The sequence below is a fragment of the Paenibacillus lignilyticus genome (genome assembly GCF_017942085.1).
GTDB classification, from domain to species: Bacteria; Bacillota; Bacilli; order Paenibacillales; family Paenibacillaceae; genus Paenibacillus_Z; species Paenibacillus_Z lignilyticus.
This window is the reverse complement of the sequence record NZ_JAGKSP010000002.1, coordinates 727,814-753,456: the sequence shown is the minus strand read 5'-3', so window position 1 is coordinate 753,456 and position 25,643 is coordinate 727,814. Positions and strand designations below refer to the sequence as shown.

At 52.0% G+C, this 25,643-nt stretch carries 26 protein-coding genes; 11 read left to right on the top strand and 15 right to left on the bottom strand.

From position 1 onward, the window contains the following. Positions 1 to 5: 5 nt before the first annotated feature. Positions 6 to 212, top strand: a complete 207-nt coding sequence (locus I8J30_RS08350; protein ID WP_210657108.1) for a CLC_0170 family protein — start codon at positions 6 to 8, stop codon at positions 210 to 212. Between the two features lie 89 nt (positions 213 to 301). On the opposite strand, the gene I8J30_RS08345 is transcribed toward I8J30_RS08350, so the two are convergent. Together I8J30_RS08345 and I8J30_RS08340 are read right to left on the bottom strand one after the other, a co-directional pair. After that, entirely contained in the window at positions 302 to 1,534 is a 1,233-nt protein-coding gene (locus tag I8J30_RS08345) for an NAD(P)/FAD-dependent oxidoreductase (RefSeq protein WP_210657106.1), read from the bottom strand. A 20-nt stretch (positions 1,535 to 1,554) separates the two neighbouring features. After that, positions 1,555 to 1,878, bottom strand: a complete 324-nt coding sequence (locus I8J30_RS08340; protein WP_091222235.1) for a MocE family 2Fe-2S type ferredoxin — start codon at positions 1,876 to 1,878, stop codon at positions 1,555 to 1,557. A 182-nt stretch (positions 1,879 to 2,060) separates the two neighbouring features. Here I8J30_RS08340 and I8J30_RS08335 point away from each other — a divergent pair, with 182 nt between their 5' ends. Then, positions 2,061 to 4,358 carry a discoidin domain-containing protein gene (locus I8J30_RS08335; protein ID WP_210657104.1) on the top strand — a complete coding sequence of 766 codons (2,298 nt, stop codon included), beginning with the start codon at positions 2,061 to 2,063 and terminating at the stop codon, positions 4,356 to 4,358. Positions 4,359 to 4,714: 356 nt separating this feature from the next. Beyond that, positions 4,715 to 5,161 carry a DnaJ family domain-containing protein gene (locus I8J30_RS08330; RefSeq protein WP_210657102.1) on the top strand — a complete coding sequence of 149 codons (447 nt, stop codon included), beginning with the start codon at positions 4,715 to 4,717 and terminating at the stop codon, positions 5,159 to 5,161. 96 nt (positions 5,162 to 5,257) lie between these two features. Here I8J30_RS08330 and I8J30_RS08325 read toward each other — a convergent pair whose 3' ends face one another. Continuing rightward, positions 5,258 to 5,548, bottom strand: coding sequence for a hypothetical protein (locus I8J30_RS08325; protein ID WP_210657100.1), 291 nt, complete (start codon positions 5,546 to 5,548; stop codon positions 5,258 to 5,260). 102 nt (positions 5,549 to 5,650) lie between these two features. On the opposite strand from I8J30_RS08325, the gene I8J30_RS08320 reads away from it, so the two are divergent. From I8J30_RS08320 to I8J30_RS08305, 4 genes are all read left to right on the top strand, one after another. Continuing rightward, complete coding sequence (locus I8J30_RS08320) at positions 5,651 to 5,791, top strand: hypothetical protein (protein ID WP_210657098.1); 141 nt, start codon at positions 5,651 to 5,653, stop codon at positions 5,789 to 5,791. A 3-nt stretch (positions 5,792 to 5,794) separates the two neighbouring features. Further along, complete coding sequence (locus tag I8J30_RS08315; RefSeq protein ID WP_210657096.1) at positions 5,795 to 6,166, top strand: VOC family protein; 372 nt, start codon at positions 5,795 to 5,797, stop codon at positions 6,164 to 6,166. A gap of 23 nt (positions 6,167 to 6,189) precedes the next feature. Then, positions 6,190 to 6,963 carry an AraC family transcriptional regulator gene (locus I8J30_RS08310; protein WP_210657094.1) on the top strand — a complete coding sequence of 258 codons (774 nt, stop codon included), beginning with the start codon at positions 6,190 to 6,192 and terminating at the stop codon, positions 6,961 to 6,963. Positions 6,964 to 7,108: 145 nt separating this feature from the next. Beyond that, complete coding sequence (locus I8J30_RS08305) at positions 7,109 to 7,942, top strand: phytanoyl-CoA dioxygenase family protein (protein ID WP_210657092.1); 834 nt, start codon at positions 7,109 to 7,111, stop codon at positions 7,940 to 7,942. A gap of 110 nt (positions 7,943 to 8,052) precedes the next feature. Here I8J30_RS08305 and I8J30_RS08300 read toward each other — a convergent pair whose 3' ends face one another. Beyond that, positions 8,053 to 9,759, bottom strand: coding sequence for a response regulator (locus I8J30_RS08300; RefSeq protein WP_210657090.1), 1,707 nt, complete (start codon positions 9,757 to 9,759; stop codon positions 8,053 to 8,055). Beyond that, complete coding sequence (locus tag I8J30_RS08295) at positions 9,756 to 11,600, bottom strand: sensor histidine kinase (protein ID WP_210657088.1); 1,845 nt, start codon at positions 11,598 to 11,600, stop codon at positions 9,756 to 9,758. The genes I8J30_RS08300 and I8J30_RS08295 overlap by 4 nt, the downstream gene beginning before the upstream one ends. Before the next feature lie 171 nt (positions 11,601 to 11,771). On the opposite strand from I8J30_RS08295, the gene I8J30_RS08290 reads away from it, so the two are divergent. From I8J30_RS08290 to I8J30_RS08275, 4 genes are all read left to right on the top strand, one after another. Next, positions 11,772 to 12,659 (top strand): carbohydrate ABC transporter permease, encoded by an 888-nt coding sequence (locus tag I8J30_RS08290; protein WP_091222973.1) that lies wholly within the window; start codon positions 11,772 to 11,774, stop codon positions 12,657 to 12,659. Positions 12,660 to 12,661: 2 nt separating this feature from the next. Next, complete coding sequence (locus tag I8J30_RS08285; RefSeq protein ID WP_091222213.1) at positions 12,662 to 13,495, top strand: carbohydrate ABC transporter permease; 834 nt, start codon at positions 12,662 to 12,664, stop codon at positions 13,493 to 13,495. 123 nt (positions 13,496 to 13,618) lie between these two features. Then, on the top strand, positions 13,619 to 14,959 hold the full coding sequence (locus I8J30_RS08280; protein ID WP_210657086.1) for an ABC transporter substrate-binding protein: 1,341 nt from the start codon (positions 13,619 to 13,621) through the stop codon (positions 14,957 to 14,959). 142 nt (positions 14,960 to 15,101) lie between these two features. Continuing rightward, positions 15,102 to 16,310, top strand: a complete 1,209-nt coding sequence (locus tag I8J30_RS08275; RefSeq protein WP_210657084.1) for a PQQ-dependent sugar dehydrogenase — start codon at positions 15,102 to 15,104, stop codon at positions 16,308 to 16,310. 87 nt (positions 16,311 to 16,397) lie between these two features. On the opposite strand, the gene I8J30_RS08270 is transcribed toward I8J30_RS08275, so the two are convergent. From I8J30_RS08270 to I8J30_RS08225, 10 genes are all read right to left on the bottom strand, one after another. After that, positions 16,398 to 17,009, bottom strand: coding sequence for a PadR family transcriptional regulator (locus I8J30_RS08270; protein ID WP_210657082.1), 612 nt, complete (start codon positions 17,007 to 17,009; stop codon positions 16,398 to 16,400). 5 nt (positions 17,010 to 17,014) lie between these two features. Next, complete coding sequence (locus tag I8J30_RS08265) at positions 17,015 to 18,619, bottom strand: MDR family MFS transporter (protein ID WP_210657080.1); 1,605 nt, start codon at positions 18,617 to 18,619, stop codon at positions 17,015 to 17,017. Positions 18,620 to 19,508: 889 nt separating this feature from the next. Beyond that, positions 19,509 to 19,733, bottom strand: coding sequence for a hypothetical protein (locus tag I8J30_RS08260; protein WP_210657078.1), 225 nt, complete (start codon positions 19,731 to 19,733; stop codon positions 19,509 to 19,511). 62 nt (positions 19,734 to 19,795) lie between these two features. Continuing rightward, entirely contained in the window at positions 19,796 to 20,788 is a 993-nt protein-coding gene (locus I8J30_RS08255) for a lipoate--protein ligase (protein ID WP_210657076.1), read from the bottom strand. A gap of 15 nt (positions 20,789 to 20,803) precedes the next feature. Beyond that, positions 20,804 to 21,604, bottom strand: coding sequence for a helix-turn-helix domain-containing protein (locus tag I8J30_RS08250; protein WP_210657074.1), 801 nt, complete (start codon positions 21,602 to 21,604; stop codon positions 20,804 to 20,806). Between the two features lie 110 nt (positions 21,605 to 21,714). Further along, complete coding sequence (locus I8J30_RS08245; protein ID WP_210657072.1) at positions 21,715 to 22,392, bottom strand: C40 family peptidase; 678 nt, start codon at positions 22,390 to 22,392, stop codon at positions 21,715 to 21,717. A gap of 128 nt (positions 22,393 to 22,520) precedes the next feature. Then, positions 22,521 to 23,261, bottom strand: coding sequence for a phytanoyl-CoA dioxygenase family protein (locus I8J30_RS08240; protein ID WP_210657070.1), 741 nt, complete (start codon positions 23,259 to 23,261; stop codon positions 22,521 to 22,523). Positions 23,262 to 23,357: 96 nt separating this feature from the next. After that, complete coding sequence (locus I8J30_RS08235; protein ID WP_210657068.1) at positions 23,358 to 23,657, bottom strand: Dabb family protein; 300 nt, start codon at positions 23,655 to 23,657, stop codon at positions 23,358 to 23,360. A gap of 162 nt (positions 23,658 to 23,819) precedes the next feature. Beyond that, positions 23,820 to 24,632: a phytanoyl-CoA dioxygenase family protein gene (locus tag I8J30_RS08230; RefSeq protein WP_210657066.1), complete on the bottom strand. Its 813-nt coding sequence runs from the start codon at positions 24,630 to 24,632 to the stop codon at positions 23,820 to 23,822. A 130-nt stretch (positions 24,633 to 24,762) separates the two neighbouring features. Beyond that, positions 24,763 to 25,617 (bottom strand): helix-turn-helix domain-containing protein, encoded by an 855-nt coding sequence (locus tag I8J30_RS08225; RefSeq protein WP_210657064.1) that lies wholly within the window; start codon positions 25,615 to 25,617, stop codon positions 24,763 to 24,765. Positions 25,618 to 25,643: the final 26 nt, after the last annotated feature.

Genomic DNA, 25,643 nt, shown 5'->3' with positions numbered 1-25,643 from the left:
AAGTCATGTTCGGTGGAGGCTTTGTCGCCATTAGCTATATCGGTTACTCCATCCCCTTATTCTGGTTAACCGGCATTTTGATTCTGCAATTCGATATTAAGGAATATCGGATCAAGAAAATGGAGAAAGAGCGCAAGCTTTCCAAGGTTCTGGGATGGACGAACCTCGGATTAGGAGTCGTAATGCTGATTGGTGATTACTTTTTCTTGTGAAAACGCACATCGAGTCATGAGATTGTTTACACCGGCACAATAAAATCGCCCGCCAATATGCATGTCTGCATAATGGCGGGCGATCTGCATTATTTGAGCAGCGATTTCAGCTTCGTGCTCGCGCTGGCGAGAACGGCCGGGTCGATGACGGCTTTGCGCTCGATGAGCATCTCCGCCAGACGGATGTCCTTGGCGATGCCGGGACCGATGCCGCTGGCTGCTGCCAGTGTGCCGTCTTCCGCCAGATGGAAGAAGAAATGAACATTGTCGGCCGATTCGCGTTTGATCTTGTTCGCGCTGCCGAAGTCGACAAGGCCTGCTACCTGCAGCGACTCGTCGTATTGATCCGACCAGAACCAAGGAATCGCTTCATACGGCTGATCCGCGCCGAGCATATTTTGCGCGGCATGGATGCCTTGATCCTGCGCATTGCGCCAGGATTCAAGACGAACGCGCGTGCCGCCGTACAGCGCAAGCGGGAAGGAGCAGCAGTCGCCGGCCGCAAAAATATCCGGGTCGCTTGTTGCGAGCTTCTCATCCGCACGAATGCCATTCTCGATCGCAAGGCCGCAGCCTTCAGCAAGCGCAATCTCAGGCACAGCTCCGATGCCGATGATAAGGGCGTCGCAGCGAATGACAGTGCCATCGGCCATTTCGATAATTTGCGAGCCGTTATCGTTCGTGATGCGGCTGATTGCCGTGCCGATCTTGAACGTAACGCCGGCTTCGCGATGTCTTGCTTCCACGACATTCGCAATTTCTTCCGGTACGCCGCGCGTCAGAATGCGCGGTCCTACTTCAAGCAGAGTAACGTCGCAGCCGCGCTCGCGAGCGCTCGCCGCAACTTCGAGGCCGATGAAGCCGCCGCCGACGATGACGATATGTTTCCCCGGGTGCAGCCGCGAACGAATCGCAAGCGCATCGGAGAATGTACGAAGGTACAGCGCGCCGGATGTGTCGGAGCCTTCCATGTTCAGCCTACGCGGGCTTGCACCGGTTGCAAGCAGCAGCTTCTCATAGGAAAGCTCTCTTCCGTCTGCCAGCAGAATCCGGTGTGCATCGCGATCGATGCTCGTTACATGGCTATCCGACAGCAGCTGAATATTTAGCTCTTCGAGCTTAGCCGCATCCAGCATGAATGTCGGAGCCGGCGCTTCTTCTTCGAGCAGGACGCTCTTCGATAGCGGCGGACGCTCGTAAGGCGTCCGATTTTCTTTGCCGATCAGCGTAATGCTGCCCGCGTAGCCTTGATTACGCAGCTCCATTGCCGCGTTTGCACCGGCCTCGCCGGCGCCGATAATAACCATTCCCGGTTGTGTCATCTCTATATAATTCCCCTGTCTTAGTCGATTTTAATATAGATTTTACCCGATTCCACTTGAACCGGATAGGTTTTGAGATCTTCACATATTGGGGCTTTCTTGCCTTGACCCGTCGTATAGTCGAATCTGCCGTTATGTTTCGGACACTCAATCGTATGCCCCATTACTAAACCGTCGGATAAGTGAACCTTCTCATGGGTGCAAAAGCCGTCGGTCGCGTAAAATTTCCCTTTATCGGAATGGTAGACGGCAAACGTCCGGTCTTCATGATCGAAACGGATGACATCCTCCTCATCAATATCGTCAACTTCACAAACTTCAATCCAGCCTTCAAGTGTACTCATGCGTTAACTTCCTCCTGTTCGTAATGGTGAAACGTTTCACCTTCATCATTCCATTATAATCATTGCTCTATCTGCTGTCTATTGACAGAACCTACATCTATTTATGTAAGGGCTTTCATATATGTGATCTAAAGGAGGACATTGTCCGACTGATTGATTTTACCTTAAGGGAGGAATTAGTAATGATTCGACAGGTAAAAAAGAGCGTGATCGCAGCGCTGCTGACAACGCTCGCAGTGAGCGTAATAGCGGTGCAGCCCGCCGCAGCGGCGACGACGGTGATCGTCGATCCGGGTATCCGGTCGCTGCCATTTGGCGGGTGGGGCACCTCGCTTGCGTGGTCGGCGAATTACACAGGCAATTGGACCGGCAAGGATACGCTGGCAGATTTGCTCTACAGCACCACGAACACGGATGCCAACCCGAGCACGATGTTCAACATCGCGCGTTACAACATCGGCGGCGGCAATGATCCTGCTTATGTTAGCTCCATGAGAGTCGGTGCTGCGGTGCCGGGGTATAAGGCGACTTCGGCTTCTGCCTATGACTGGACAGCGGATGCGAACCAGCGCTGGTGGCTGCAAGCGGCGAAGTCCAGAGTGCCGTCAGCCGATTTCAAGGCGGATGCCATCTCCTATTCGGCGCCGTATTGGATGACGAAGAGCGGGCAATCGACCGGCAACACCGATCCGAGCCAGGATAATTTGCTGAACGGGTACGAGGCACAATTCGCGGATTATTTGACCGAGGTGGTGAAGCATTTTCGCGATAGTTGGGGGATTACGTTTCGGACGCTGAATCCGATGAATGAGGCTAACTCCAATTACTGGGCGGCAGGCGGCAAGCAAGAGGGAATGAAGGTTTCGGCAGGCGCTAAGCAGGTTGCCCTTATTAATGCGACCCAGTCGGCGCTGCAAACGAAGTCGCTCACAGGCACAACGATCAGCGGTCTGGACGAAACGAGCATCGCGATGTCTCACAGCTCCTTGGACAGCCTTGATGCGACGGCAGCAGGTGCAATCACGCAGTTCAACACGCACACGTATAGCGGCGGGGATCGCCAAGGTTTATATCAGAAGGCCGTCGGCAACGGCCGCAGGCTGCAAATGTCCGAGGTGACCACCTCCTCGGGGACACATGATCATAGTTCGGTTTCAGCCTATCTCGGCTTGGCATCCGCCATCTCGACCGATCTGAAAGACCTCGCGCCCCAAGAATGGGTGTACTGGCAGGCGCTTGAATCCGAAGCGGAGTCGCTCGCGGGGAACGGCAATTGGGGCTTGATCCATTTTGCCTCAGACGGGACTCAGAATTATTGGATTACGAAGAAGTTTCATGTGATGCGGCAGTACAGTAATTTCATTCGTCCGGGGTACAAAATCATTGCCAACGACGATGCCAAGACGATTACGGCGCTCGATCCGGCTACCGGCAAAGTCTCCATTATCGTCTACAATGACACAGCCTCTGCCGCGAGTTACACGTTTGATTTGAACAAATTCGGCACTGTGACCGGCTCCGTTCAAGCTTACCGGACGTCATCGACGGAGAACCGTGCCACGCTCTCGACCATTGCATTGTCAGGAAAAACGTTCACGACCAGCCTGCCCGCCAATTCGGTATCTACATTTATCGTTCAGACAACCGGCGGTACAAGCAACCTCGTGCAAAATCCGAACTTTGAGACCGTCGCCGGCCAGAACATACCGGGCTGGATTACGTGGGGCGGCGACTACAAAGGTACGAATATCGATGCCGACTACACGCAAGCAGGCGGAATGAGCGGAGGTTCTTACGAGGCGGTACACTGGAAAGCGACAGCTTACAATGTGTACACCAGCCAAGATATCAGCTTGCCGAACGGGACGTACACGCTCAAAGCGAATGTGAGATCAAGCGGCGGCCAAAGCCAAGCGAGAATGGTTGCGAAGAATTACGGAGGGGCAGAGCTGTCTGTGAACATGCCGGCGACCTCCACCTACACGACGGTCACGATACCGAGCGTTCCGGTCAGCGATGGCAGCGTGCAGATCGGCTTCTATTCCGTCGCTAACGGAGGGAACTGGATCGCTTTTGATAATGTAAGTTTAACGCCGGTGAACTTGGGGCTGAACAAGACGATTTGGGGCTCGAGCCAGTGGGATGCGAACTATGCGCCTGCAAAGGCCAACGATGGCGATTCAGCGGGAACGAGATGGAATTCGGCTTCCGGAACGAGTGCGGGGGAGTGGCTTCAGATTGATTTTGGCAGCAGTACGACGTTTAATACAGTGGTGCTCAAGGAGTTCGATACGCGGATTACAAACTTCAAAATCTCTTACTGGAATGGATCGGCTTGGGTGGATAGCGCCACGGGAACAACGATTGGTGCGAGCAAGACAGTGACCTTCGCGCCGGTAACGGGTACGAGCGTCAGGCTGCTGATTAATTCGGCGACCAATACGCCATCCATCTATGAGTTTGAGGTTTATAATCAGTAAAAAGAAGGGAAGCACCGACCTCTGAAGGTTGGCCGCTTCCCTTTTCTGATTTCTAAGAATTTATAAGTTTCACATCTATAAATGAGCTTAGAAATCTCCGGATTGAACCGCGCTACGCCATCAAAGGACGGCGTCAGCCGTTTTACCTTGTGCGCGGAATTTCCTTACTGTTCAAGGAATCTACAAAGGTGCAAGGTACATGATCGCGTCGTTATTTGTAAACTAGTAGTAGGAAGTATTTCTTCGTTTACTAGTCTATTATAGGTGGTGAGCAGGAGATGGGTTTTTGGTTCAGAAAGAGCAAAAAACAATCCATATCAGTCGATACTCCCCAAGCAGACGAAAAGCCGAATGTGATGTCCGAATCTAAGGTGGAATCTGCTGCGAAAACGGAAACGGAGCGTCCGGAAGCTGCGGTCGAATCGAGGCAATTTTGGAACTCCGGGCTGTCCGCGCAGGATTGGATCGGCGAAATGTACAAGGAGCAGGAGCGAAAAGGCGCATTCGATCATCTGCCGGGCAAAGGGAAGCCAATCGAGGTTCCTTCCGGCGATATGACGAACAGCTTCCTGAAAGAAGCCAATTTCTTGCCTGCTTGGCTCATGCTGCAGCACGAAATCCGGGATCAGCTGCAGAAGCTGATTCTTTCATCGGATGGTGGCAGTAGCGGCAGCCCCGAATCGGAGCTTGCTGAAATCAACAAGAAAATCATGAAATACAACAACATGGTACCGAGCGCGATTTTGCAAAAGAGGCGCATAACGAAGGACACGATGGAGCAGCAGCTGGAGCTTTGGAAATAACAAAAGCAGCCCGGGCGGGCTGCTTTTTATTTTGGTTGACTTCCCATCGGCGCCAGCTTAATAATCAAGGTACAGATGGAAATAACTAGGGCAAGGTTAGTCCTTCGGCAGATGCTGCTTAAGCGAAGCTTTCTTCGTGACCAGCTCTTTAGCCAGATCGGCTTGCTTGCGCGTGCTTGTCTTGATCTCTTCATTTAGCTTATTCAGCCGTGACATCTTGCTGCTTAAATCACTGGCGGATTGACTTAGCTTCATGTCGCGCTGCAGCTGCTTAATTTTTGCTTGCGCCTTATCCGTCTTGGCTTTCTCTTGCGGGATCTTGCTCTCTATTTCAGCAATTTCGCGTTGCAAACGATCGACAATTGCTTTGGTGAAATTAATGGACATGTCGGGCACCTCATACTCGTTTAGTGTAGCTAAGTCCTCATTTTACTATAGTTCACCCGGTTAAGCGAGGGATGGAGGCGAAGGATTGGAGGAGGTCATGAGATGCAGGAGCTGGTTGGGCAATGTGAGCAGTGTAAGAAGGACATCTACTGCAAGGATGGATTTCTGGAAGGTTTGATTTTGGACGACGGGAAGTTGGTTTGCTTAGACTGTTCAAATCCGGAAGAGAAGGAGCGACTATAATAAATGCCGATTCAATTAAAGAGCACGTACCTGACCGTTCCGGTAAGCAATTTCTCGCAGTCTGTTGAATGGTATAGTGAACAGCTGGGATTTCGCGTGGTGAAAGAGGATCCGTTTTATATCGAATTAGTGAATGAGTCGGGGATTCGCATCTTATTCCAGCAAAATGAGCATAACCTGCATTCGCATTTCGTTTATCCGGATGGCGCGCTTCAGTCTTCGTATGGGTTTATGGTGGACGACGCGGAGGCGGCTTACCATGAGTTTGTGGAGCGAGGCATTAAAGTCGGCCAGCTCTTCGATTATCAAGGCAAATCGTTCTCGTTCTATGATCCGGATGGCAATTTCATCGAAATCTGGAGTCCGGCGCAATAACGGATTGTGGGAGGTCATCATCGTTGATCAAGCTTCATAGCTGTTATGCGAAGGATTTCCATGGGAAATGGGAGATGGGCAAAAGCGCTACGCAGTTTCATATCCTGCTCGTCGTGACGAAGGGCAAAATCATCTACTACGTCAATGAGGAGTCCGTCTTGCTGCAAAAAGGGGATGTTCTCTTCATGCCTGCCGGCACGGTGCGCGGGGGGATTTCGAGTGAAGAGCATCAACGGTATGCGACGCATTTTACGCTGGATGATAATGATCGCATGCTGCTGCCGCTTCTGGCGGAGAATCGTTATTGCAAAACGACGATCAGCGGGTTTGAATATTTCAAACAGCGGTTCATGTTATTGAAGCATCATTGGCTCATGAGAGGACCGTATTCAGAGCCGACTTGTTATGCGATTCTGCTGGAGCTGCTTAGCATTATCAATTATGAGCGGGATAAGTGGAAGCTTCCGGCCAAGAAAATCGAGATGACGGAGGATATCAAAACCTATCTGCTCGATCATTATAAGGATTCGGTTTCGCTGGATGATCTGGCCGAATTGACGGGGAGAACGCCGAATCATGTCTCGCATTTGTTCAAGTCGGTCACGGGCTTGTCGCCGATCGATTATTTGCATCATGTGCGGATCGTGAAGGCGAAAGAGCTGATGATCGATAAAATGATGTCGATCAGCGAAATCGCGGAGGAGACGGGGTTTTGCGATCAGGCGTATTTTAACCGGGTGTTCAAGAAAGTGACGGGCTGCTCGCCTACGGCATTTATGAAGGGGAGGACGGGCTGAGCGGAGTGGCAGCGGAGTTTGTGGTAGCGCTATCAATGAAATCGTTGAATCGTCCAAAAGATAACTAGATCGTTACTCGAAAGGAACCCGCAAACCATCTATGATGGAGTCAGGTTGATTACCATTCATACGGAGGGGATTATGCGTGGATCCATCATGCTTGCAGTATGCGTTGACCGAAGAAGAACGGAAACAGTTTAACGAATTGGGTTATCTGATTGTGGAGAATGCGCTCTCGCCGGAGCAGGTTGCTGAGCTGACTGCGGAGTTTGACCGTATTTATGAAGATAAGCTGAGCAGCGGGCATGATCCGAAGACGGCATTGTTTTATCCAAACTTCATTCCCGATCATTCGTCATTTCTAAACCTTGTGGATTACGATAAAGTGCTGCCGAAGGTATGGGACATTCTCGGCTGGAACATCTATTTGTATCATGCGCATATGATTGCAACTCCGCCGTCCGGGAAAGCGAAGAGCGATGCGACGTTTGGCTGGCATCAGGACAGCGGGCGCGTCAACATGGAGATGGAGTCGCATCCGCGTCCGCGTTTATCGCTGAAGGTGGCGTATTTCCTCTCCGATGTGTCCGAGCCGGACCGCGGCAACTTCTGGGTGGTGCCGGGCAGTCACCTGAAGGATAATTTGGAAATGCCGGCTGATCGGCAAGGCCAGCCGGAAGGTGCCATCCCGGTGTGCGTGAAGCCGGGGTCGGCGGTATTCTTCGATCGCCGCACCTGGCACGCCGGTTCGCCGAACTGGTCGGACTACACGCGCAAGGTGCTGTTCTACGGCTACGGATATCGTTGGATTCGCACGAAGGACGATATGACCGTGCAGCACCTGTGGGAGAGTTCCGATCCGATTCGCCGCCAGCTGCTCGGCGCGGGCGTCAATTGCAACGGCTACTACAGTCCGACGGACGAGGATGTGCCGCTGCGCGGATGGCTGAAGGAGCATCAGCCGGAGCTGGTGCGATAATAGGAAAGCTGCCGATCATGGGATCGGCAGCCTTTTTTTGGTTCTGTGGCGCGCAAGGAGCGCACGTAGGGATTCACATGAGCGGGATGGCCGGGTTTTCGGCGATCCATCTACTCCATCCCATACTGCCGCTTGCGGAACTCGCTTGGCGTGCAGTCCATGAGCTTCTTGAACACCTTGCTGAAATACTTCTCATCCTGGAAGCCCGACATTTCGGCGACTTGGGTGATTTTTAGATGGGCGCTGGCTAGCAGGATCTTTGCCCGATTGATGCGGCAGGCGGTGATGAAGTCCGAGACGTTCTGGTTCAGCTCCTGCTTGAATTTGCGTGAGATGTACTCTCGGCTGAGATGAAACTTGTCCGAGATGCTCTGCAGCGTCAAGTCCTCATGAGCGAACTTCTCAATATGAGCGGCGATGTCGCGAATGGTGCTGCCGCGCTCGCTGACCGCGTTCAGCCTGGTTCCGATCTCGCATGCTTCGCGGACGAAGGCTTCCTTCCACGCTGCATACTGGAAGGCGCCGCCCGCATCTACAGGCAGGGAGCTGCTTCCTTCTCTCGAATAGGGAATGTCCGCCTCGACGACATTTCGGCCGCCCTCCCAGATCGCGGCGGCGAGCTGGAATTCCCGCTGCCAGAGCAGCAGGTTCTCCGGGGTAAGCCGGGTTCGCTGATCGAGGGCATCGAACCACAGCTGCAGCGCGCGGCGGATGTTGTCCGGACTGCCGCTTTGCACGGCATAGCGCACTCGCTCCTCGTAAGGGCTGAAGAACAGCGCAGACTCAGCGGACACAGCCGATCCGGCATCAAAGCAGTGAATGCATTTACCCGTCTGCAGCAGATTCCGCTGCATCAGTGCAGTACGCGCTTGCCGATACGATGCGGTTAGGCCCGATGGGAAAGCAACGGGCAAGCCAACGCCTATGGCCAGGCGCGCTTTCAGCGCGACGAACAAAGCATCGTTGCACTCCACCAGTAACCCGGGAACATCAACACAGCTGTCCCAGAAGAGCAGAACGATCTCCTGCTCAGCGCCGGCATGGTGACGGAAGGCGTGACCCGCGCCGCGATTGCGCAACATCTCGTTCACTATGTTGGCGACCGCATAGGCGAAGAGATCCCGGCCGGAGGAGCCGAATTTATCCGCTACGGCAGGCGGAGTGGAGCTTAGCTCCACAACGGCAGTCCGGATCATCGTCTCAGATGCAGCCGAAGTTGAAGCGCCAGTCCCGCCTCCGGCAGTACCGACCCCACCAACGGCCCCTGCCCCGCCGCCATCAGCCGCCGCTCCATACCTCATCCCAAACGGCTTCATCGCCATCGCAAACTCCTGCGCGGAACCCGTCCCCTTCATCAGGGCCGCTAACAGCTGCTCCGTATAGAGCGGCTTGAGCTGATTCAGCTCGATATCTTGACCGCGCGCACGGGAGCGGCTCGCATCCTCGCTCCGCCAGCTGCTGACCGCCCGTTCCACGGCACTTGTCAGCTGTTCCGCATCGATCGGCTTCAAGATATAGTCCATGCCCCCGAATTTCAAGGCCGTGCGGACAAAATCAAACGTATCATGCCCGCTGATGACGATGATTTTGCTCTCCGGCGCATGCTCCGCCATCCACTCCATCAGCTTGTCGCCGCCCATGACAGGCATCATCATATCCGTAAATACAAGCGCAGGCCGCTCCGCCCGAATCATCGCCATTCCGGTCGTGCCATCGTCGGCCTCCAGCACCGTTTCGATGCCGAATTGCTGCCAAGGCACGAGCAGGCGGATCGCCTCGCGAACATGCCGTTCATCATCTACAATGAGTGCTTTCATAAGGATGGGTCCTCCAATACATGTGGAATGTGAAGCGTCACCGAAAATCCGTGCGGGTGCAAATGCTGAATACTGAGCGCCGCATCCTGCTTAAAGTAAAGCCGCAGACGGAACAGGATGTTCCGCAGCCCGATAGCCAGCCCTTCTTCCTCATCGTGTTCCACCTCATGATCTTGCATAAGAAGCCGGTTAAGCTCCGCCATGCGTGCAGCAGATATCCCTTTTCCATTGTCCGACACCACGATCGTAAGTGCCCCGTCATCGCCAAGCGAACTGGCAATAACCAGCTTCGCCGGCTGCTCCGACGGCAAGAAACCATGCTTGAAGAAGTTCTCCACGAGCGGCTGCAAAATCATCTTCGGCAGCCTTATGCTGCGAGTACGCTCATCGATCATCAAGATAATATCGAGCGAGCTGTCGAAGCGCTCTTTTTGCAAATCGAGGTAAGCCTGCACATAATCCAGCTCACGGCTCAGCTCTACCCCAACATCTGCCATGTCCATTTGATAGCGCATCATCTTCCCAAGAGAGGTTACAAGCTGATATACTTTCATGTTGCCATGCTGCAGCGCTACGGTCCCAACGGATTGCAGCGCATTATAGAGGAAGTGCGGATTCACTTGTGCTTGCAGCGCTTTAAGCTGAATGGTTTTGTTTGCGAGCTCGAGCCGATACTCTTTCAAAATCAAATTGTTGATCGTCTGCATCATGGATCGGAATCGCTTGGCTAACAGCCCGATTTCGTCATTGCTCTGGATATCGATTTGGACGTTCAAATTACCGGAATCGATCTTATTGACGTAACCGATCAGCGCGAGCAGCGGCTTCGTGAAGCGATAAGAGATGAGCAGCAGGGCAATGACCGCAATGGCCAGGAAAGCTGCGCCAACCCAGGTATTAATTAAAGCGGTTTCATTGGCAGTCGCGTATAGATGGCTGTTCGGTGTCTGCTTGATCAGATACCAATTCATGTAGTTGGTCTTCACCTGTTGGTAGAAAATCATACCGGAGAACGCATTCCCATCCCAGTCGAAATGCCCTTTCGTCGTCGAAGCGTTCCGTACAGTATGAAACCATTCGCTAACCAGCCGCTTGCCAATTTGAGCTTCATCGGAGGAGATCAAGACACCGCCGTCGGCGTCGACCAAATAGAAATTCTCATGTCCGGCATCATAGAGCTGACGGTTCAAATCATTCAGCACGGAGGTCTTCACATCTATCGTAAGCTCAGCCAGCTGCACATCGCTCGGAGCCAAGAAGATCGGACGATGAAGGGTGAAGACTTGTTCTTCCTTCACGGGAGACTTGATCGATAACCCGTAATTGTGGCTCAAATGCGTCGGTTCGATATAGGTTTTGGATGCCATCGCTATGGAACCGTTCTGATGTTTGCCTACTTTGATGTCGTCATTCCATAGCAGATAGCTTGTATTCTGACCTGCTACATAGAGTCTGATTTTATAAAATTCCTGCACGCTCTGATAGATGTTATAGAGATGATCCTTGAGCAAATTACGGTTCTGGATGACATCGCTGATTTGGTTGGGGAACACTTCGTTCTCCATATTGTGCTCCAAAATATAGTAGAGCGAGCGGGGGACATTCATCGAATTGTAGACGGCAAGCGACTTCTGGTTGATATTGTTCATATAGTTGATGATATTCGTGCCGCCGAGCGCGAGCAGCCGGTTGTTCTTCGAGATGGCCTCCTTCGTAATCGAGGACTTCGTCTGGTGATACGAGATTGCGATGGAAGCTGCGATCGGAAGTATGGTGGCGATTAAGAAGAGGATCATCATCTTTTTGCGGATTGTCGTGTTTTTGAACAAGGTTGTGGTCAAGGATGCGCCTCCCGAATCGATGGCGTGGATTTTGGTATAAACATACGCTATGAATTGTGAGTTGGTCAATATATTCCACCATGAAGTTCACGATCGTCTGTCGATTGCGGTTATGGAGAGCCGCTATACTGAGGTACGAGGGTTAAGAAAGGGGACATCTGTGTGCAGAGCGTGAATCGCAAAATCAAATGGCATGAATGGCTGCAGCAAACCGTATTTGTCGGACCGGGACTACTGATATTTCTGCTTATCGTCGCGGTGCCGTTCTTTATGGGTTTCTATTATACGTTTACGGAGTGGGACGGGCTGGATCTGAACCATGCGAAATGGGTCGGCTTTCAGAATATTCATCGCATCTTTACGGATGATGAACGGTTCTGGACCGCTTTCTGGTTTACGGCAAGATTTACAATTGCAGCGGTTATCCTGACGAATGTGATGGGGCTGCTGTTGGCGATGCTGCTTACGCGTAATCTGAAGAGCCGAAATGTGCTTCGCACCATTTTCTTCCTGCCGAATGTAATCGGCGGCTTGCTGCTTGGCTACATTTGGTACTTTATCTATGTTCGCGGATTTGCAGCCGTCGGGGAGGCGACGGGGCTGGAGTTCTTCAGTCTTCCTTGGCTAGGCACGCCGACTACTGCATTCTGGGGAATCGTGAACGTGTTCGTATGGCAGACGGCCGGCTACATGATGATCATCTACATCGCAGCGATTATTGGGATCCCGAAGGATTTGACGGAAGCAGCCCGTATTGACGGTGCTAGCCCATGGCAGATTTTCCGCTCGATCACCATTCCGCTCATTATGCCGGCGATTACGATTTGTCTGTTCCTGACGACATCGAATGCATTCCGGATGTTCGATCTGAATTTATCCTTAACGGCCGGAGGACCGGGCTATGCATCAGAGTCGATCGCGCTCAACATCTATCGTGAGGCGTTGACGAATAATCGATATGGACTGGGTACGGCCAAAGCGATGATCTTCTTCTTCGCCGTCGCGCTGATCACGGTTACACAGGTTTGGTTCACCAAGAAGAAAGAGGTGGAAGCGTAACGATGGAAGACAAACAACGATATACGCCACTCCTTTTCGTATTCGAGCTATTATGCGTCCTATTGGCGCTGCTCTTCCTGACGCCGTTCTATTTTTTGGTGATAAACTCGTTCAAAAAGCTTGGCGCTATTCTCTTGAACGCAGCAGAGCTGCCGACAAGCTGGGGGTTTGGGAACTTCAAACGGGCATGGATCGCAATTGATTTTCCGGTCGTGTTCATGCACTCCCTGGTGATTACGGTACTGAGTGTAGGCTGCTTGGTGGTTGTTGCGAGCATGAGCGCTTACCGCTTGGTGAGAAAACCGACAACCTTCAATAAGTTTCTGTTTACCGTCTATGTGGCGGCGATGATTATTCCGTTCCAATCGGTTATGCTGCCGCTGATGCGCATCACGTCCATGTTTGAACTGCGGGGGCATGTATACGGAATCGTCATTTGCTATATTGGCTTCGGGATCTCGCTTTCGATGTTTCTGTTCCACGGCTTTATCAAATCGGTACCGCTCGAGATTGAAGAGGCGGCTGTTGTGGATGGCTGTTCGCCCTATGGCGTGTTCTGGCGCATCGTATTCCCGCTGCTCAAGCCGATTGCCGTTACGGTCATCATTCTGAACGTGCTGTGGATTTGGAACGACTATCTGCTGCCCGTGCTTGTCATCAACGACAACTTCACCACGATCCCGCTTGCGGTGCAGAAGTTCTTCGGGCAATACTTGCGCAAATGGGATTTGGCGATGGCGTCGCTGACACTGAGCACATTGCCGATCATTGCATTTTTCCTTTTTCTACAAAAACATATTATTCAAGGCATTACCGCGGGATCCGTTAAGGGGTAATAAATTGATATTTAACTAATTTAATCAAAATATTACACTACCTAGTTCAATTTATTCGGTGTATTAGCAGAAATATGCACTCTATAATTGGAAATGTAACCAATACCATTTGGGAGGCCAATCATGAAAAAAAGATCGATATTCGCACTTACGCTTGCCACTGCGCTGATCGCAAGCGGATGTTCCAGCACCAATAATAACGGGGGCAACAGCACGGACGGGGAGAACGCAAACGCGAAAGCAAACAACACCGCTGCAGCGAACAATTCGGCGACTACAGAGACAACAAACGCGCCGAAAGAGCCGGTAACGATTAAAGTATTCCAATTCAAAGTTGAGATTGCAGCCGCGCTTGCCAAGATGGCAGAAGCATACGAAGCAGAAACAGGCGTGAAGGTTGAAATCGAAACGCATGGCGGCGGCGAAGATTACAGCGCATTGCTGAAGGCTGAGCTAGCAGCAGGCGAAGAGCCCGAGATCATTACATCCAGCGGCTGGGCCGGCTTCGATCCTTATGTAGATCGTGCGGTTGACCTCTCCAACGAGCCTTGGGCGAAGGATCTGGTAGAAGCTTCCCGTGCCCAAATTTCGCGCGACGGCAAATTGCTCGGCATGCCGATGACGCTTGAAGCGTACGGCTTGACGTACAATAAAGATTTGTTTGCAAAAGCAGGCATCACAACGCTTCCGCAAACACTTGACGAACTGGAAGCAGCTTGCAAGAAGCTTCAAGAAGCAGGCATTATTCCTTTCGCATTGACGAACGAGTGGTGGTCGCTAGGTATTCATACGTTTAATATCGCGAACGCAACGCAGGCTGATCCTGCTGCATTCATCGATGAAATCAAAGCAGGGACGAAAACTTTCAAGGACGATGCACTTACGAAACAATGGGTTCGCCTTGTTGACATCATGTTCGCTAATGGCCAAAAGGCTGCGCTGACAACGGACTACAACACGCAAGTAGCGGAGTTTGCCGCCGGTAAATACGCGATGATTCAACATGGTAACTGGATCCAAGGTATGGTGGATGAAGTGAATCCGGAATTGAACCTTGGCATGATGCCGGTACCGCTGGAAGGCGCTCCGAACGTATTCACAGGCGTGCCAAGCAACTGGGTCGTTAACAACAAATCCGCTCATCCGGACGAAGCAAAAGCATTCCTGAACTGGATGGCGACTTCGGAAACAGGCAAGAAATTCGTAGCAACGGATTTCAAATTCATCCCGTCGATCACTTCGATTCCGGCTGATCCGGCTGCAATCGGCAAAATCGCGGCAGACTTCGCAACGTTCTCCCAAGAACACCCGGACCAAGTGAAGGGCTGGCAGTGGGATCGCTTCCCTGACGGCATCACGCAACAATTCGGTGCTGCGATGCAGGAATACATGGGCAAACGCATCAAATCCGACGAGCTGCTTGGCAAGTTTGATAAAGCTGTAGCGGACATCGTGAAGAAATAAGAAGAATGGCTGAGCAGGGGCGACCTTGCTTGGCCATTTTTTTGTTGGCGGTGGGCCGGTTGTGGCTGCCTTCGGCTTGAATTGGGGTTTCCCACTATGAGATGATCGAATCAGAAGAAAGCAGAGGAGGATGAGAAAGAGGATGGGGACATGGCCGAGAGGAATTTCCGCAGCTGTATGGCTGCTCGGACTTTGTTTGCTGCTCACTGCTTGTAAAGGAAATGAAGAGTCGGCGGTGATGCCGTCTAATGAAAGCGGGCAAGCTTCATCTGATGTAGAAAAGCCCGTAGCATTAGAGGCTGTTGTGCCGGAAGGGACGCTGGATAATCCGGTTGGGATGGTCAGTGAGTACGGTGTAACCGCCGCGCTGCGGAATAAAGGATTCGTGATCGAGCAGCCGGGACAAGTGGTAATGCTGGATCTTGCGAACCCCTCGACCGAGCCGCAGGTTGTGCTTGATATCCGGGATCGTGTGTACAGCGACGGTAATGAGCAAGGGCTGCTCGGATTAGCTTTTCATCCGAAGAAGCCCGGTGTCGCTTACGTGAATTATACGACGAAGACCCATACGGTCATCGCCCGTTTCGTGATGAAGGATCCGGGAAATCCGGAGATATTCGATCCCGCGAGCGAGGTGAAGCTACTGACGTATGAACAGCCTTTCTCGAATCATAAAGGCGGACAGCTTGCTTTTGGACCGGACGGTTACTTATATATTGCGGCAGGAGACGGGGGCAGCGGCGGCGATCCGCATGGCAACGGACAGAACAAGCAAAGCTTGCTCGGCAAGGTGCTGCGCATCGATGTGAATACAGGCGTTAACGGCAAACATTACAGTATTCCGGCGGATAATCCTTTTGCAGGCGGTAGCGGAGCACCGGAAATCTATGCGTTCGGGCTGCGTAATCCTTGGCGCTTCAGCTTCGATACCGTTACAGGCAAACTGTGGGCAGCGGATGTCGGGCAGGATCGGCTCGAGGAGATTAATCTCATCGAGAACGGCGGCAACTATGGGTGGAACGTTATGGAGGGGAATCTCTGTTTCAAGCCTAAGGAGGGCTGCAAGAAGGAGGGACTGATTGAGCCCATCTTCACGTATGGCCGCGATCAAGGCGTGTCCATTACAGGCGGATTCGTGTATCGGGGCAAGGCGCTGCCGGAGCTGATCGGTTGGTATGTCTATGCGGATTATGCGATGGGCACGATCTGGGCGTTAAGGCAGAGCGAAGATGGCAGTGTTGAAAATAAAGTGCTGCTCGAATCCGATCATTTAATTACTTCGTTTGGCGTTGATGCGGACGGGGAGCTGTATATTTGTTCGCAGAAGGGCAGCCTGCTGCGACTTAGCTAGCGTTTGCTTCATGGAAAAAGCCGCTCGGCAATGTGGGGGAACGGATATCGTTCTACTCTCACACTGCTTAACGGCTTTTTCTTGTTCCTATTCCGACGTTGGCAACTGCTTATACTTTATGAAAGCTTCCCACTGTTCCGGCGTCAGTTTATGTCCTTCGAAGAGACTGCCGGAGCGTGCTTCCTCCAGCAATGTAGTCAGCCACTGCTTCTCCGTTTCGCTGAATTGGATGAAGCCTTGAATCATCAACGAGGAGCCGCGAGGCAAGAAGTTTCCTTTGAGCTGGAGTACCGCATGCATGCGCTCGATTCGCGATTGGCAGGCTTCCAGCTGTTTGACGATATTCTCTTCTACCTTCTTCGGATCGCCGTGCCGGACGAACGCCATCGCAAGAAACAGCGGATGCTGCGGATAAGAAATTTGTTTGAACTGTGCGTTAAGCAGCTCTTGGAATGCTGCTCGTCCGGAATCCGTAATGCGATAGATCGTCTTATCCGGTCGATTCTCCCCAGGTACCGAAACGACCTCAGCCGCCTCGATCAGTCCGTCCTCGCGTAGCTGGTCTACCGCATAATACAGTGATCCGTCGCGAAGCTTGAAGCATTCGTTCCAGTTGCGGTCTTTGATCGTCTGGCGAATTTCGTAGGGGTGGCGTTCATATTCCATGAGCAGCCCTAAGATTAAGAGCCTCATTGACATGGAGGTTATCCTCCGTGGAACGAAGGCGCCGGTTTGCCGTCGCCTTGAGGACCTTGTTGTCCTTCAGCGGCTGGTTTGCCGGGTGCGCCATGCGTTCCTCCACCGGTTTTGGACACTTCCAGCCTTGCGCGACCCATCAAGATCGCGAAGATGAGCGCAAGTACCGGCAGGATAATCGTCCATTGGAAAATAAAGATGATGGAGTCGCCCAGCTTGCTGATCAGCTGTGAAATGAGATCTGCGGGCAATCCCAATTTGGCTTGAATATCCGGGTTAAGCAGCGCTTGACCGCCTTTAATTTGGGAAGCGACTTCCGGATTAATATTCGGTATCTCTTTTACGCCGGATTGGAATGCCGATTTCTGCATCGCGCCGAATACGGTAATCCCAAGCGCGGAGCCGATTGTACGGAAGAACGTAATCAAGGACGAAGCCGAACCTTTATACTGCGGCGGAACTGCGTTCAATGTCGAGATGTTGAGCAAGGAGAAGGAAACCCCAATGCCAAGACCGACGATGATCATAAACAATGTAATCACGAGTCTGGATGTTTCTTGATCCATTACATAACCTAGAAGCAAAGTGCCAACGAGGAGGGTCAGTGCAGATACGACCATGACGTCACGGTATCTGAGCTTGCTGACCACGCGGCCGCCGACTTGGCTGCTGAGCACGACGCCAAGCATCATCGGTGTAAGTACGCTGCTCGTTTCAGTCGCTGTTTTGTGGAATACACCTTGAATGAACAGCGGGATGTAGGTTGCAGCCGCAATCATAATGCCGCCGTAGAGCACGCTGATGGCCATGCTGCTGGTGACGACTTTGTTTTTGAATAAGGATAGCTTAATAATCGGATCTTTGGCAGAACGTTCGATGAACAAGAAGGCGATCAGCAATACGCCGGCCGCAACGAAGAGCGAAATGGTTTTCGCCGAATCCCATGCCCAGCCGTCCGAGCCGCCAAGCTCCAGTCCGAACATAAGCGTAAGTACAAAGCCGGTTAACGAGATTGCGCCCAACCAGTCGATGATTTGTTTGCGCGGGTTAGATTGTTCATGATAAGCCTGCGCGATGAACAGCACCGCCAGAATACCGATCGGTACATTGATGTAGAAAATCCAGCGCCAGCTGAGATTGTCGGTGATCAGTCCGCCCATTACCGGGCCGAAGACGCTGGATACGCCGAATACGGCGCCGAATAGACCCATCATTTTGCCGCGTTTCTCGGCTGGGAACAGATCGAAAATAATCGTGAAGACGATTGGCATGAGCGCGCCGCCGCCGATCCCTTGAATCGCGCGGTAGATAATGAGCTGCTCCATGTTTTGCGCGGTTCCGCAAAGGATGGAACCTACCATGAACAGGATCAATCCGGCGAGGAAGAATCGCTTGCGTCCGTACATATCCGATAACTTACCGAAGATCGGGGTCGATACGACCATCGCGATCATGTAGGCGGAATACACCCAGATAAATTTATCGAAGCCTCCAATCTTCTCGATAATCGTAGTCATTGCCGTCGACACGATCGTTTGATCGAGTGCAGCCATAAACAGACCGAGGAGCAGGCCAGCAATTACGAGCTTAACATTGCTTCTTTTGGCGTCCACTGCGTTCATTCCTTTCCTTGTTGAGCGTACATACTCAAATTTGAATACCACTCATTTTATTATACTCAAATTTGAGTTAACAACAAGAAAAATTTGGGTGCGCCATTCGCGGACGAGTAGTGGAATACAAAATTCCGTCAAAGTAGATCTCTCGGTGATCTACATTGATGGTAAATCTGAGAATTCCGCTAAAGTAGATCTCCCGGTGAGCTACTTTAGCCCAAAACCTGGGAATCTCGTCGATGTAGCACTCCTGGTGTACCTCAACTCCAGCTATTGGCGACTGTTCCGCTATGAGAGCGGTATATCCGCTTACAGCCCCAGAAAGAGCGAGATTAGTTGGGTTTCGGCGATTGATCAACATCGAGAGCGGTATAGCCGCTTAAGCGGAGCTATTCGGCCGCGTTTTGGAGCAGTAAGCGGTATATTCGCTTACTGCTCCCGGAAAGGGCGAAGTTAGAAAGTTAGTTGGGTTTCGGCGGTTAATCAACATCGAGAGCGGTATAGCCGCTTAAGCGGAGCTATTTGACCGCGTTTTGCTTCTGTAAGCGGCATATCCGCTTACTTGCTCCAGAAAGGGCGAAGTTAGTTGGGTTTCGGCGAATGCTGGGGCTATACAGAGAAGCTGAGAGTCGCAAAATGGGACTCTCAGAGGCCAAATGGCCAATAAAACATGCGGAGAGTCGGAAAACCCGACTCTCAGCATGTTCAAAGGTCCGGATTCGCCATTGGCGAGAGCTGAGAGTAGCAAAAAGCGACTCTCAGCAGCCATATGGCCAATAAAAAAAACTGAGAGTCGGAAAACCCGACTCTCAGCACGTTCAAAAGCCCGGATCCGCCTACAGCAGCGGACAAGCTACCGTCGCTTCCTGCAAAACATCGCCTCGCGTCAATCGTTCTCCACGACGCGGGCGACGGGGCTGGCGCAGGTGCGGCATTTGCCGGTTAGCAGCAGCGCGTGTTTCTCCTCGCGGATGCTGTAATCGACGATTTCGACGGCGCCGCTGCAATTCCCGCAGAAGACGTTGCGGACGAGTTTGTCCCGCAGCTGCTGCGGGATGGATTTCCATGCTTGCAGTGCTTTAAGAGAAGTGACATTATCGGCCTTGTTCATGCGATTCTCCACTCCCATTCGATTCGAATTACTTGAGCGAGCCAACGAGTCAGTCAGTACAATCAGAACAACAGGGCAAGCCATTCCTCACGGTCAACCGGACCGAAGTATTGCGTCAAATCGACGTCTGCGAGTGCTTCAGCGACCGCTTGCGGATTATATTTCACGCCGGCGAGCCGATCGGTCACGAGGGATACTTCGGCCGTTCCGAAGAAATCGCCGAAGACGGAAGCTTCGGTAATGACGCCTTCCTGCACGTTGAGCCGAACGTCGAAGGTGCCGGCAGTTAACCGTTTGACCTGACGTACGTTGAATGCCGGCGAGCGGCCGTAGTTCCAGTCCCAGCTGCGGTAGCGTTCTTCCGCAAGCTGCTGCACGGCGGCGAGATCCGCATCGGTCAGCTTGTACTCCGGAATTTCGGAGCTGCTGCCGAAGATGGATGCCAGCAGGAACCGGCGGAATTGCTCCATCGTAAGCGGCTCGCGCAGAAATTCGGCAATGTTCGCGACGCGGCTGCGTACGGATTTTGTCGCTTTGGATTCGAACTTGGCCGGGTTGACGTTCAGCGCCGACACGATGGAATCGACTTCGGAGTTGAACAGCAGCGTGCCATGGCTGAACATCCGGCCTTTGGATGCGAACTGTGCGTTGCCGGAGATTTTGCGCTCACCGACTTGCAGATCATTACGCCCGCTCAATTCTGCTTCGACGCCCAGCTTGCGAAGCGCCTCTACGACAGGCTCGGTAAACTTGCGGAAGTTATGAAAGGATCGCCCGTCATCCGAAGTGATAAAGCTGAAATTGAGATTGCCGAGATCATGATAGACCGCGCCGCCGCCGGATAAACGCCGCACGACATGAATGCCATGCTCCTCCACGTAAGCACCGTTTACCTCTTCGGCGGTGTTTTGATTTTTGCCGATAATAATGGAAGGTTCATTGATGTAGAAGAGAAGATAATCTTCTCCGTCGCCCCCCAGGTTACGAAGTGCGTATTCTTCCAGTGCAAGATTCCACGAGGGATCCGTGTTGTTGCCGTTATCGATAAATCGCATCGCATGTCCTCCAAGTTAATTCGTCGTTCCCCACGCGGCTTTGCGGATGTCCGAAGGGGTGCTGCCCGTCTGCTCCTTCACGAGCCGCGAGAGATGAAACGCAGTCTTGAACCCGCATCTTGACGCAATTTCGCCGATGGAAAGGCCGGATTGAGAGAGCAATTCGGTTGCCTTGAGCACACGGTATTGCCATAGATAGCGGATCGGTGTCAGGTGTTGATGAACGTGAAACAGTCGGACCAGATGCTCCGGAGAAACACCGGCGGCACCGGCCAGATCAGGTAGAGAGAGTTCCTCGGCGTAGTGCTGCTGAATATAGGTTAATGCTGCTACGATGCTGGGATGAAGCTCTTGCTGCTGCTTGGTTTGCGCGATTCTGGCGGTAAACAATTGAAAGGCGGAATAGCCCAAACTTAGCATGAGCTCGTCCTGCTTTAAATAATCATTTTGCAACGAAAGCAGCATATCGGTCACCGAATTGAGGGCCTCCGGAATTGGCATGCTAAAGGGCAGGCCGTCCAAATAATGGAGCTCGGCTTCCGTAAGGGCAGAAACGGATAAGGTAACCCAACGATGCCAAGACTCTTGCGACTCGGCAAAAGCAAAATATTCGTGCTGCTGCGGTTTCAGCAAAACGACTTGTCCGGCTTTGACATGATGCCGAGTGTCATCGATCGTCAGATCGAGCTCGCCGGTATGAAGCAGCACAAGCTGTACATCTTGCTGCACGCGCGGACCATAAGTGCCTTTCGGCGGATAGACGATGGTGCCGGCGTAGGCGGAAGTGATTTTGTCGTAAGGGAGTCCAGAGCTCATACCAATCGTTCCTCCTTCCTTTCATTATAGCTCCCGAATTGCAAAACAGGAACATGACGCAGCCCAAAAAAAGAACAGCCCGACGCGGCCGCCGAGCTGTCTCTATCCCACTAATAAACTCGTCTTGCACCTGCGTAGCGCGGCCCCCAGTAGGAGTTGTCCAACTGCTGAACGTAGATTCCCTTCGAGGACAATGCCGAAATAAACGAACCGCCTCCCAGGTAGAAGCCGACATGATCCACTACCCCTGTGGACGGACTATTATGGAAGAAAACAAGATCTCCCGGCTGCAGCATCGATTTGTTCACGGCGTAGCCTTGGGTAAATAGGTTCGAGGAGGTTGTCCGCGTCTGCGAAACACCGAATTTCGTGAACATATAATAGATAAAACCGGAGCAGTCAAAGCCGCTTGCCGGACTCGTTCCGCCCCACGCATAAGGAATGCCGAGGTAAGAGGACGTATCTGCGATAAGCTTTTGCTTCAAGATCGCACGACTAACGGCGTCAAGCGTTAACGGGCCGGTAATGCCGTCGGCGATTAGTCCGTAGCTGCTTTGAAAAGCGATGACGGCATCGCGAGTAACAGTACCATAATAACCGGTTGCAGTAGGATAGTTGAAATAGCCCAGCTTCTTCAAATCCGTCTGCAAAGTCGTCACAACGCTGCTCGAAGCACCAATCGAATAAGTGACAGCGCTTGCATGAGTTTGTCCTGCGAAGGCCGTCGCTTGCACGGTACCTGACAATAGCATAAAGCTTATGGCCGCCAGTTTGGTTTTCTTTCTCATCCTGAATGTCCTCCATCCCTGTTTATGTATAGGCCACCATTCCAGCATACCAGCATCTAAAGAGAGAAATAACCTGTGTTTTGCTGGAAAATAGAGAAAGCCCGGCATCCACAGCCGGGCTTTCTGTCTTAATAGAGCGGAAACTTCTTCTGCAGATCGCTGCGTGAAGTCGTCGCATCCTCGCGGATATAGTGGCATACATAAGAACGGCGCCAGCGGTCTGTGCTCCGATTGCGAGTGGAAGAATGAATGAGCAGCTCATGGAAGAACAGGATGTCGCCTTTCTCCATAACGACCGGTACCTGCTGCTTCAAATCAATGCCTTCCGTTTCATCCGTCCAAGGTTCATGCTCGTCAAGATTCTTAACGGCGCCATGCGGCAGGAGGCCAAGGCGGTGAGACTTCGGAATGACCCAGAGACAGCCATTCTCTTCGTCAACGCTCTCCTCCATCGCGATCCAAGCGGCAATCATCGTCATCGGATCGTTCTTAATGTAGTAGAAATCCTGATGCGCCGCTTGCCCGGGGGAACCGGGCTCTTTGTAGAAAAACATGCTCTGCACGCACACGGCTTCACGGCCCATGAGCTGAGCAAGCGTTCCGCGTACGAGCGGCAGCTTCATCATTTGTCGCGCGAATCCATCATGAAGGTGCGGGTTAAACAAGCGAATGGAATATTTCTTGCTCTCTTCGCATGCGGCCCACTCCGGCATCGGCTTCTCGTCGCGCAAATCGTAAATATGTCCGTTAAAGGCATCGATTAGGTCGGCTGAGCAGCCGTTCTTAATCAGCAAGAAGCCCTCTTCATTGAATTGATCTATTTGGGCTTGTGTAATCGGCGTTGTTAGGCGCGGGACTACTTTGTTCATCGCTCTCATCCTCTCGCATTGATTAGCTCAAGCTTACTGCGAAGGAGAGGCGGCGACAATGGCTGACATTATCAGATATATATCTGAAATTGATATTTAGATGTGATAGTCGACGACGACTACACTTTCAAGCAGACCATCGAGCGATTTCACGAACGCTTGGTGAACAGGATGCGGGCCGTAAGCGCGCAACGCATCGCGGTTCTCGAAGGTCACGCGAAGTCCAAGGGAGTAACCGTGGATATTGCCCGTTTCTTCCGTAATGTTTTGTCCCGCAGTGAGTTCAACGATGCCCGGAATAGCGCCTTTGAACGCAAGCAGGCTGTTTACCAGCTCTTGTTCCTTCTCGGGCGTGACGGTGGCGTTCATTTTGAAAATAACGATATGCTCAAACATGGGGTTCGCTCCTTTAATAGTTGAATGTATAGCAAGTGTTTCGTCGATGATTGTCCAATACAAAATTATAGCAGAATCATTCGTGATAATGGAAACGTAGTCAGAAAGTTAAATGTGCGAGCGCAAAATAAAAGGGTACCGGCAACCCGGCACCCTTGCTTGTTAACCCATCATCATTTTGCTGCCGGACGCTGCGGCATCTTCTTCTTCGAAGGCTTTCGCATCGGTCATCCACGGCGTTACGCCGAGCAGCATCTTGCGCATATTCGAGGTTGCACCGGCTTTGAGCTCTTCGGAAGGCTCGTAACCCGGCCATGTGCGAAGGCAGGATTGGGCGTAGTTATAAATGAGTGAGCGGCGAGTGACATCAGAGAAATTGTTCAGCGCCGAGTGGTACGTATAGCCATTGAAGATTACAGCCGTACCGGCCTTCACGTTCATTCGGACATGGCCGGGCAGCTCCTCTTGCTTCTCCACTTTAGGCAAATCTTCATCCTTCATGTGAATGCTGCCCGGCAAGAACGCGAGGCAACCGCCGTCGTACGGCACATCGGAGAGGAAGTAGAACACCTTAACCATGAATGGGGCTTGCTTGTCGCCAAAGAAGATCCGCGTAGTCGTGTCACGGTGCCAGTTGGTGTGCGAGATTTTGCCAGGTGGTTTGAGTAAGGCGTCGTTATCGATCATGACGAACTGATTGCCGATCATATCCCGCAAAATATTCATCATGCGCTTATGCTCCATGAGCCCGGCGAAGGTCTCGCCATACTCGATAATGCCGCAAATCTGCTTCACATGGTTCAGTTGGCCGGTAGCCGGGTTGACGCGATTGTTGACTTCGAATTCATGGAAGGCCTGATCCATGTCTTCGTTAATGGAAGCGACCTCTTGGCTGCTCAGAAAATCCTCAATCACCAGAAAACCGTCACGATCCCACATCAATTGCTGTTCGCTCGTTAATCCGTATAGGCTCATTCTTAGACCCTCCTAGTTAGTAAACGCTTTATTTGACTTTAGTTTACGATAAAGGAAGAAGAGATTGAAGCTAGCGAATTGCCGAATACACTCAATAAATTGCTGTTTGTAAGAAGAGAGGCCGGAGTTATTAGAGACGGCGCAGGCTTCGGCGGAAATCACGCGGCGAATCATGCTGCACTTTCAGAAAAGCATGCAGAAAGGCGTTATAGCTGGCAAATCCGCTTTGCATGCTAACCTCTCCGATCGAGAGAGAGGTGCTGATAAGCAACCGCTTCGCGTGATGTACCTTCTTGAGCAGCACGTATTCCTTCGGCGTGACGCCGTATTGCTTCTTAAATTGACGGATAAAATGATACAGGCTGAGGTTGGCGATTTGTGCCAGCTGCGAGACTTCCTCGACCTCCAGATAGTTCGCATCCATATACGCCCGCGCACGCTGCAGAGGCTCCGGTTCGGTGCCTTGGCTGGTCAGCCAAGAGCCGCCTAAGTCTCGCTGCTTCCGGAAAATCTCCATCAGCAGCTGATAGATATGCGCAGACAGAGGCATCTCATAGGCAGGATGCTGCTCGCTCATGAGCTCCGCGATCTGTTCCAGCAGACTGCGGATTTCATTGACGGCCGGAAGATTTTGCACGATGGAATAGGAAGGTTCGCCGAACAGCTTCGGCCAGAAGTGCTCCATGTCGATGCTGTCGAATACCAAATAGTACATTTCGAAAGCATCCTTCGCTTCCGTCTTATAAGCATGAGGCATCCGCATGTCATGCACAACGCAGTCGCCTTCAACAATTTCGATCCACTGGTTGGCATGCTTGAATGCGCCTTTGCCTTTTGTAATAAACAGAATTTCATAAGCCGGATAATAGTCGCGCGTGTAGAGGAAGTCCTTCCGCGGTGCATCATATCCGCCAATTAATCCAAAGAACAGATGGCTCCGCGCAAATTCGCTTGGCGTGCCGACAATTTCGAACGAATTCATCATGCCCCAATTTCTTCCTTTCGGACTAG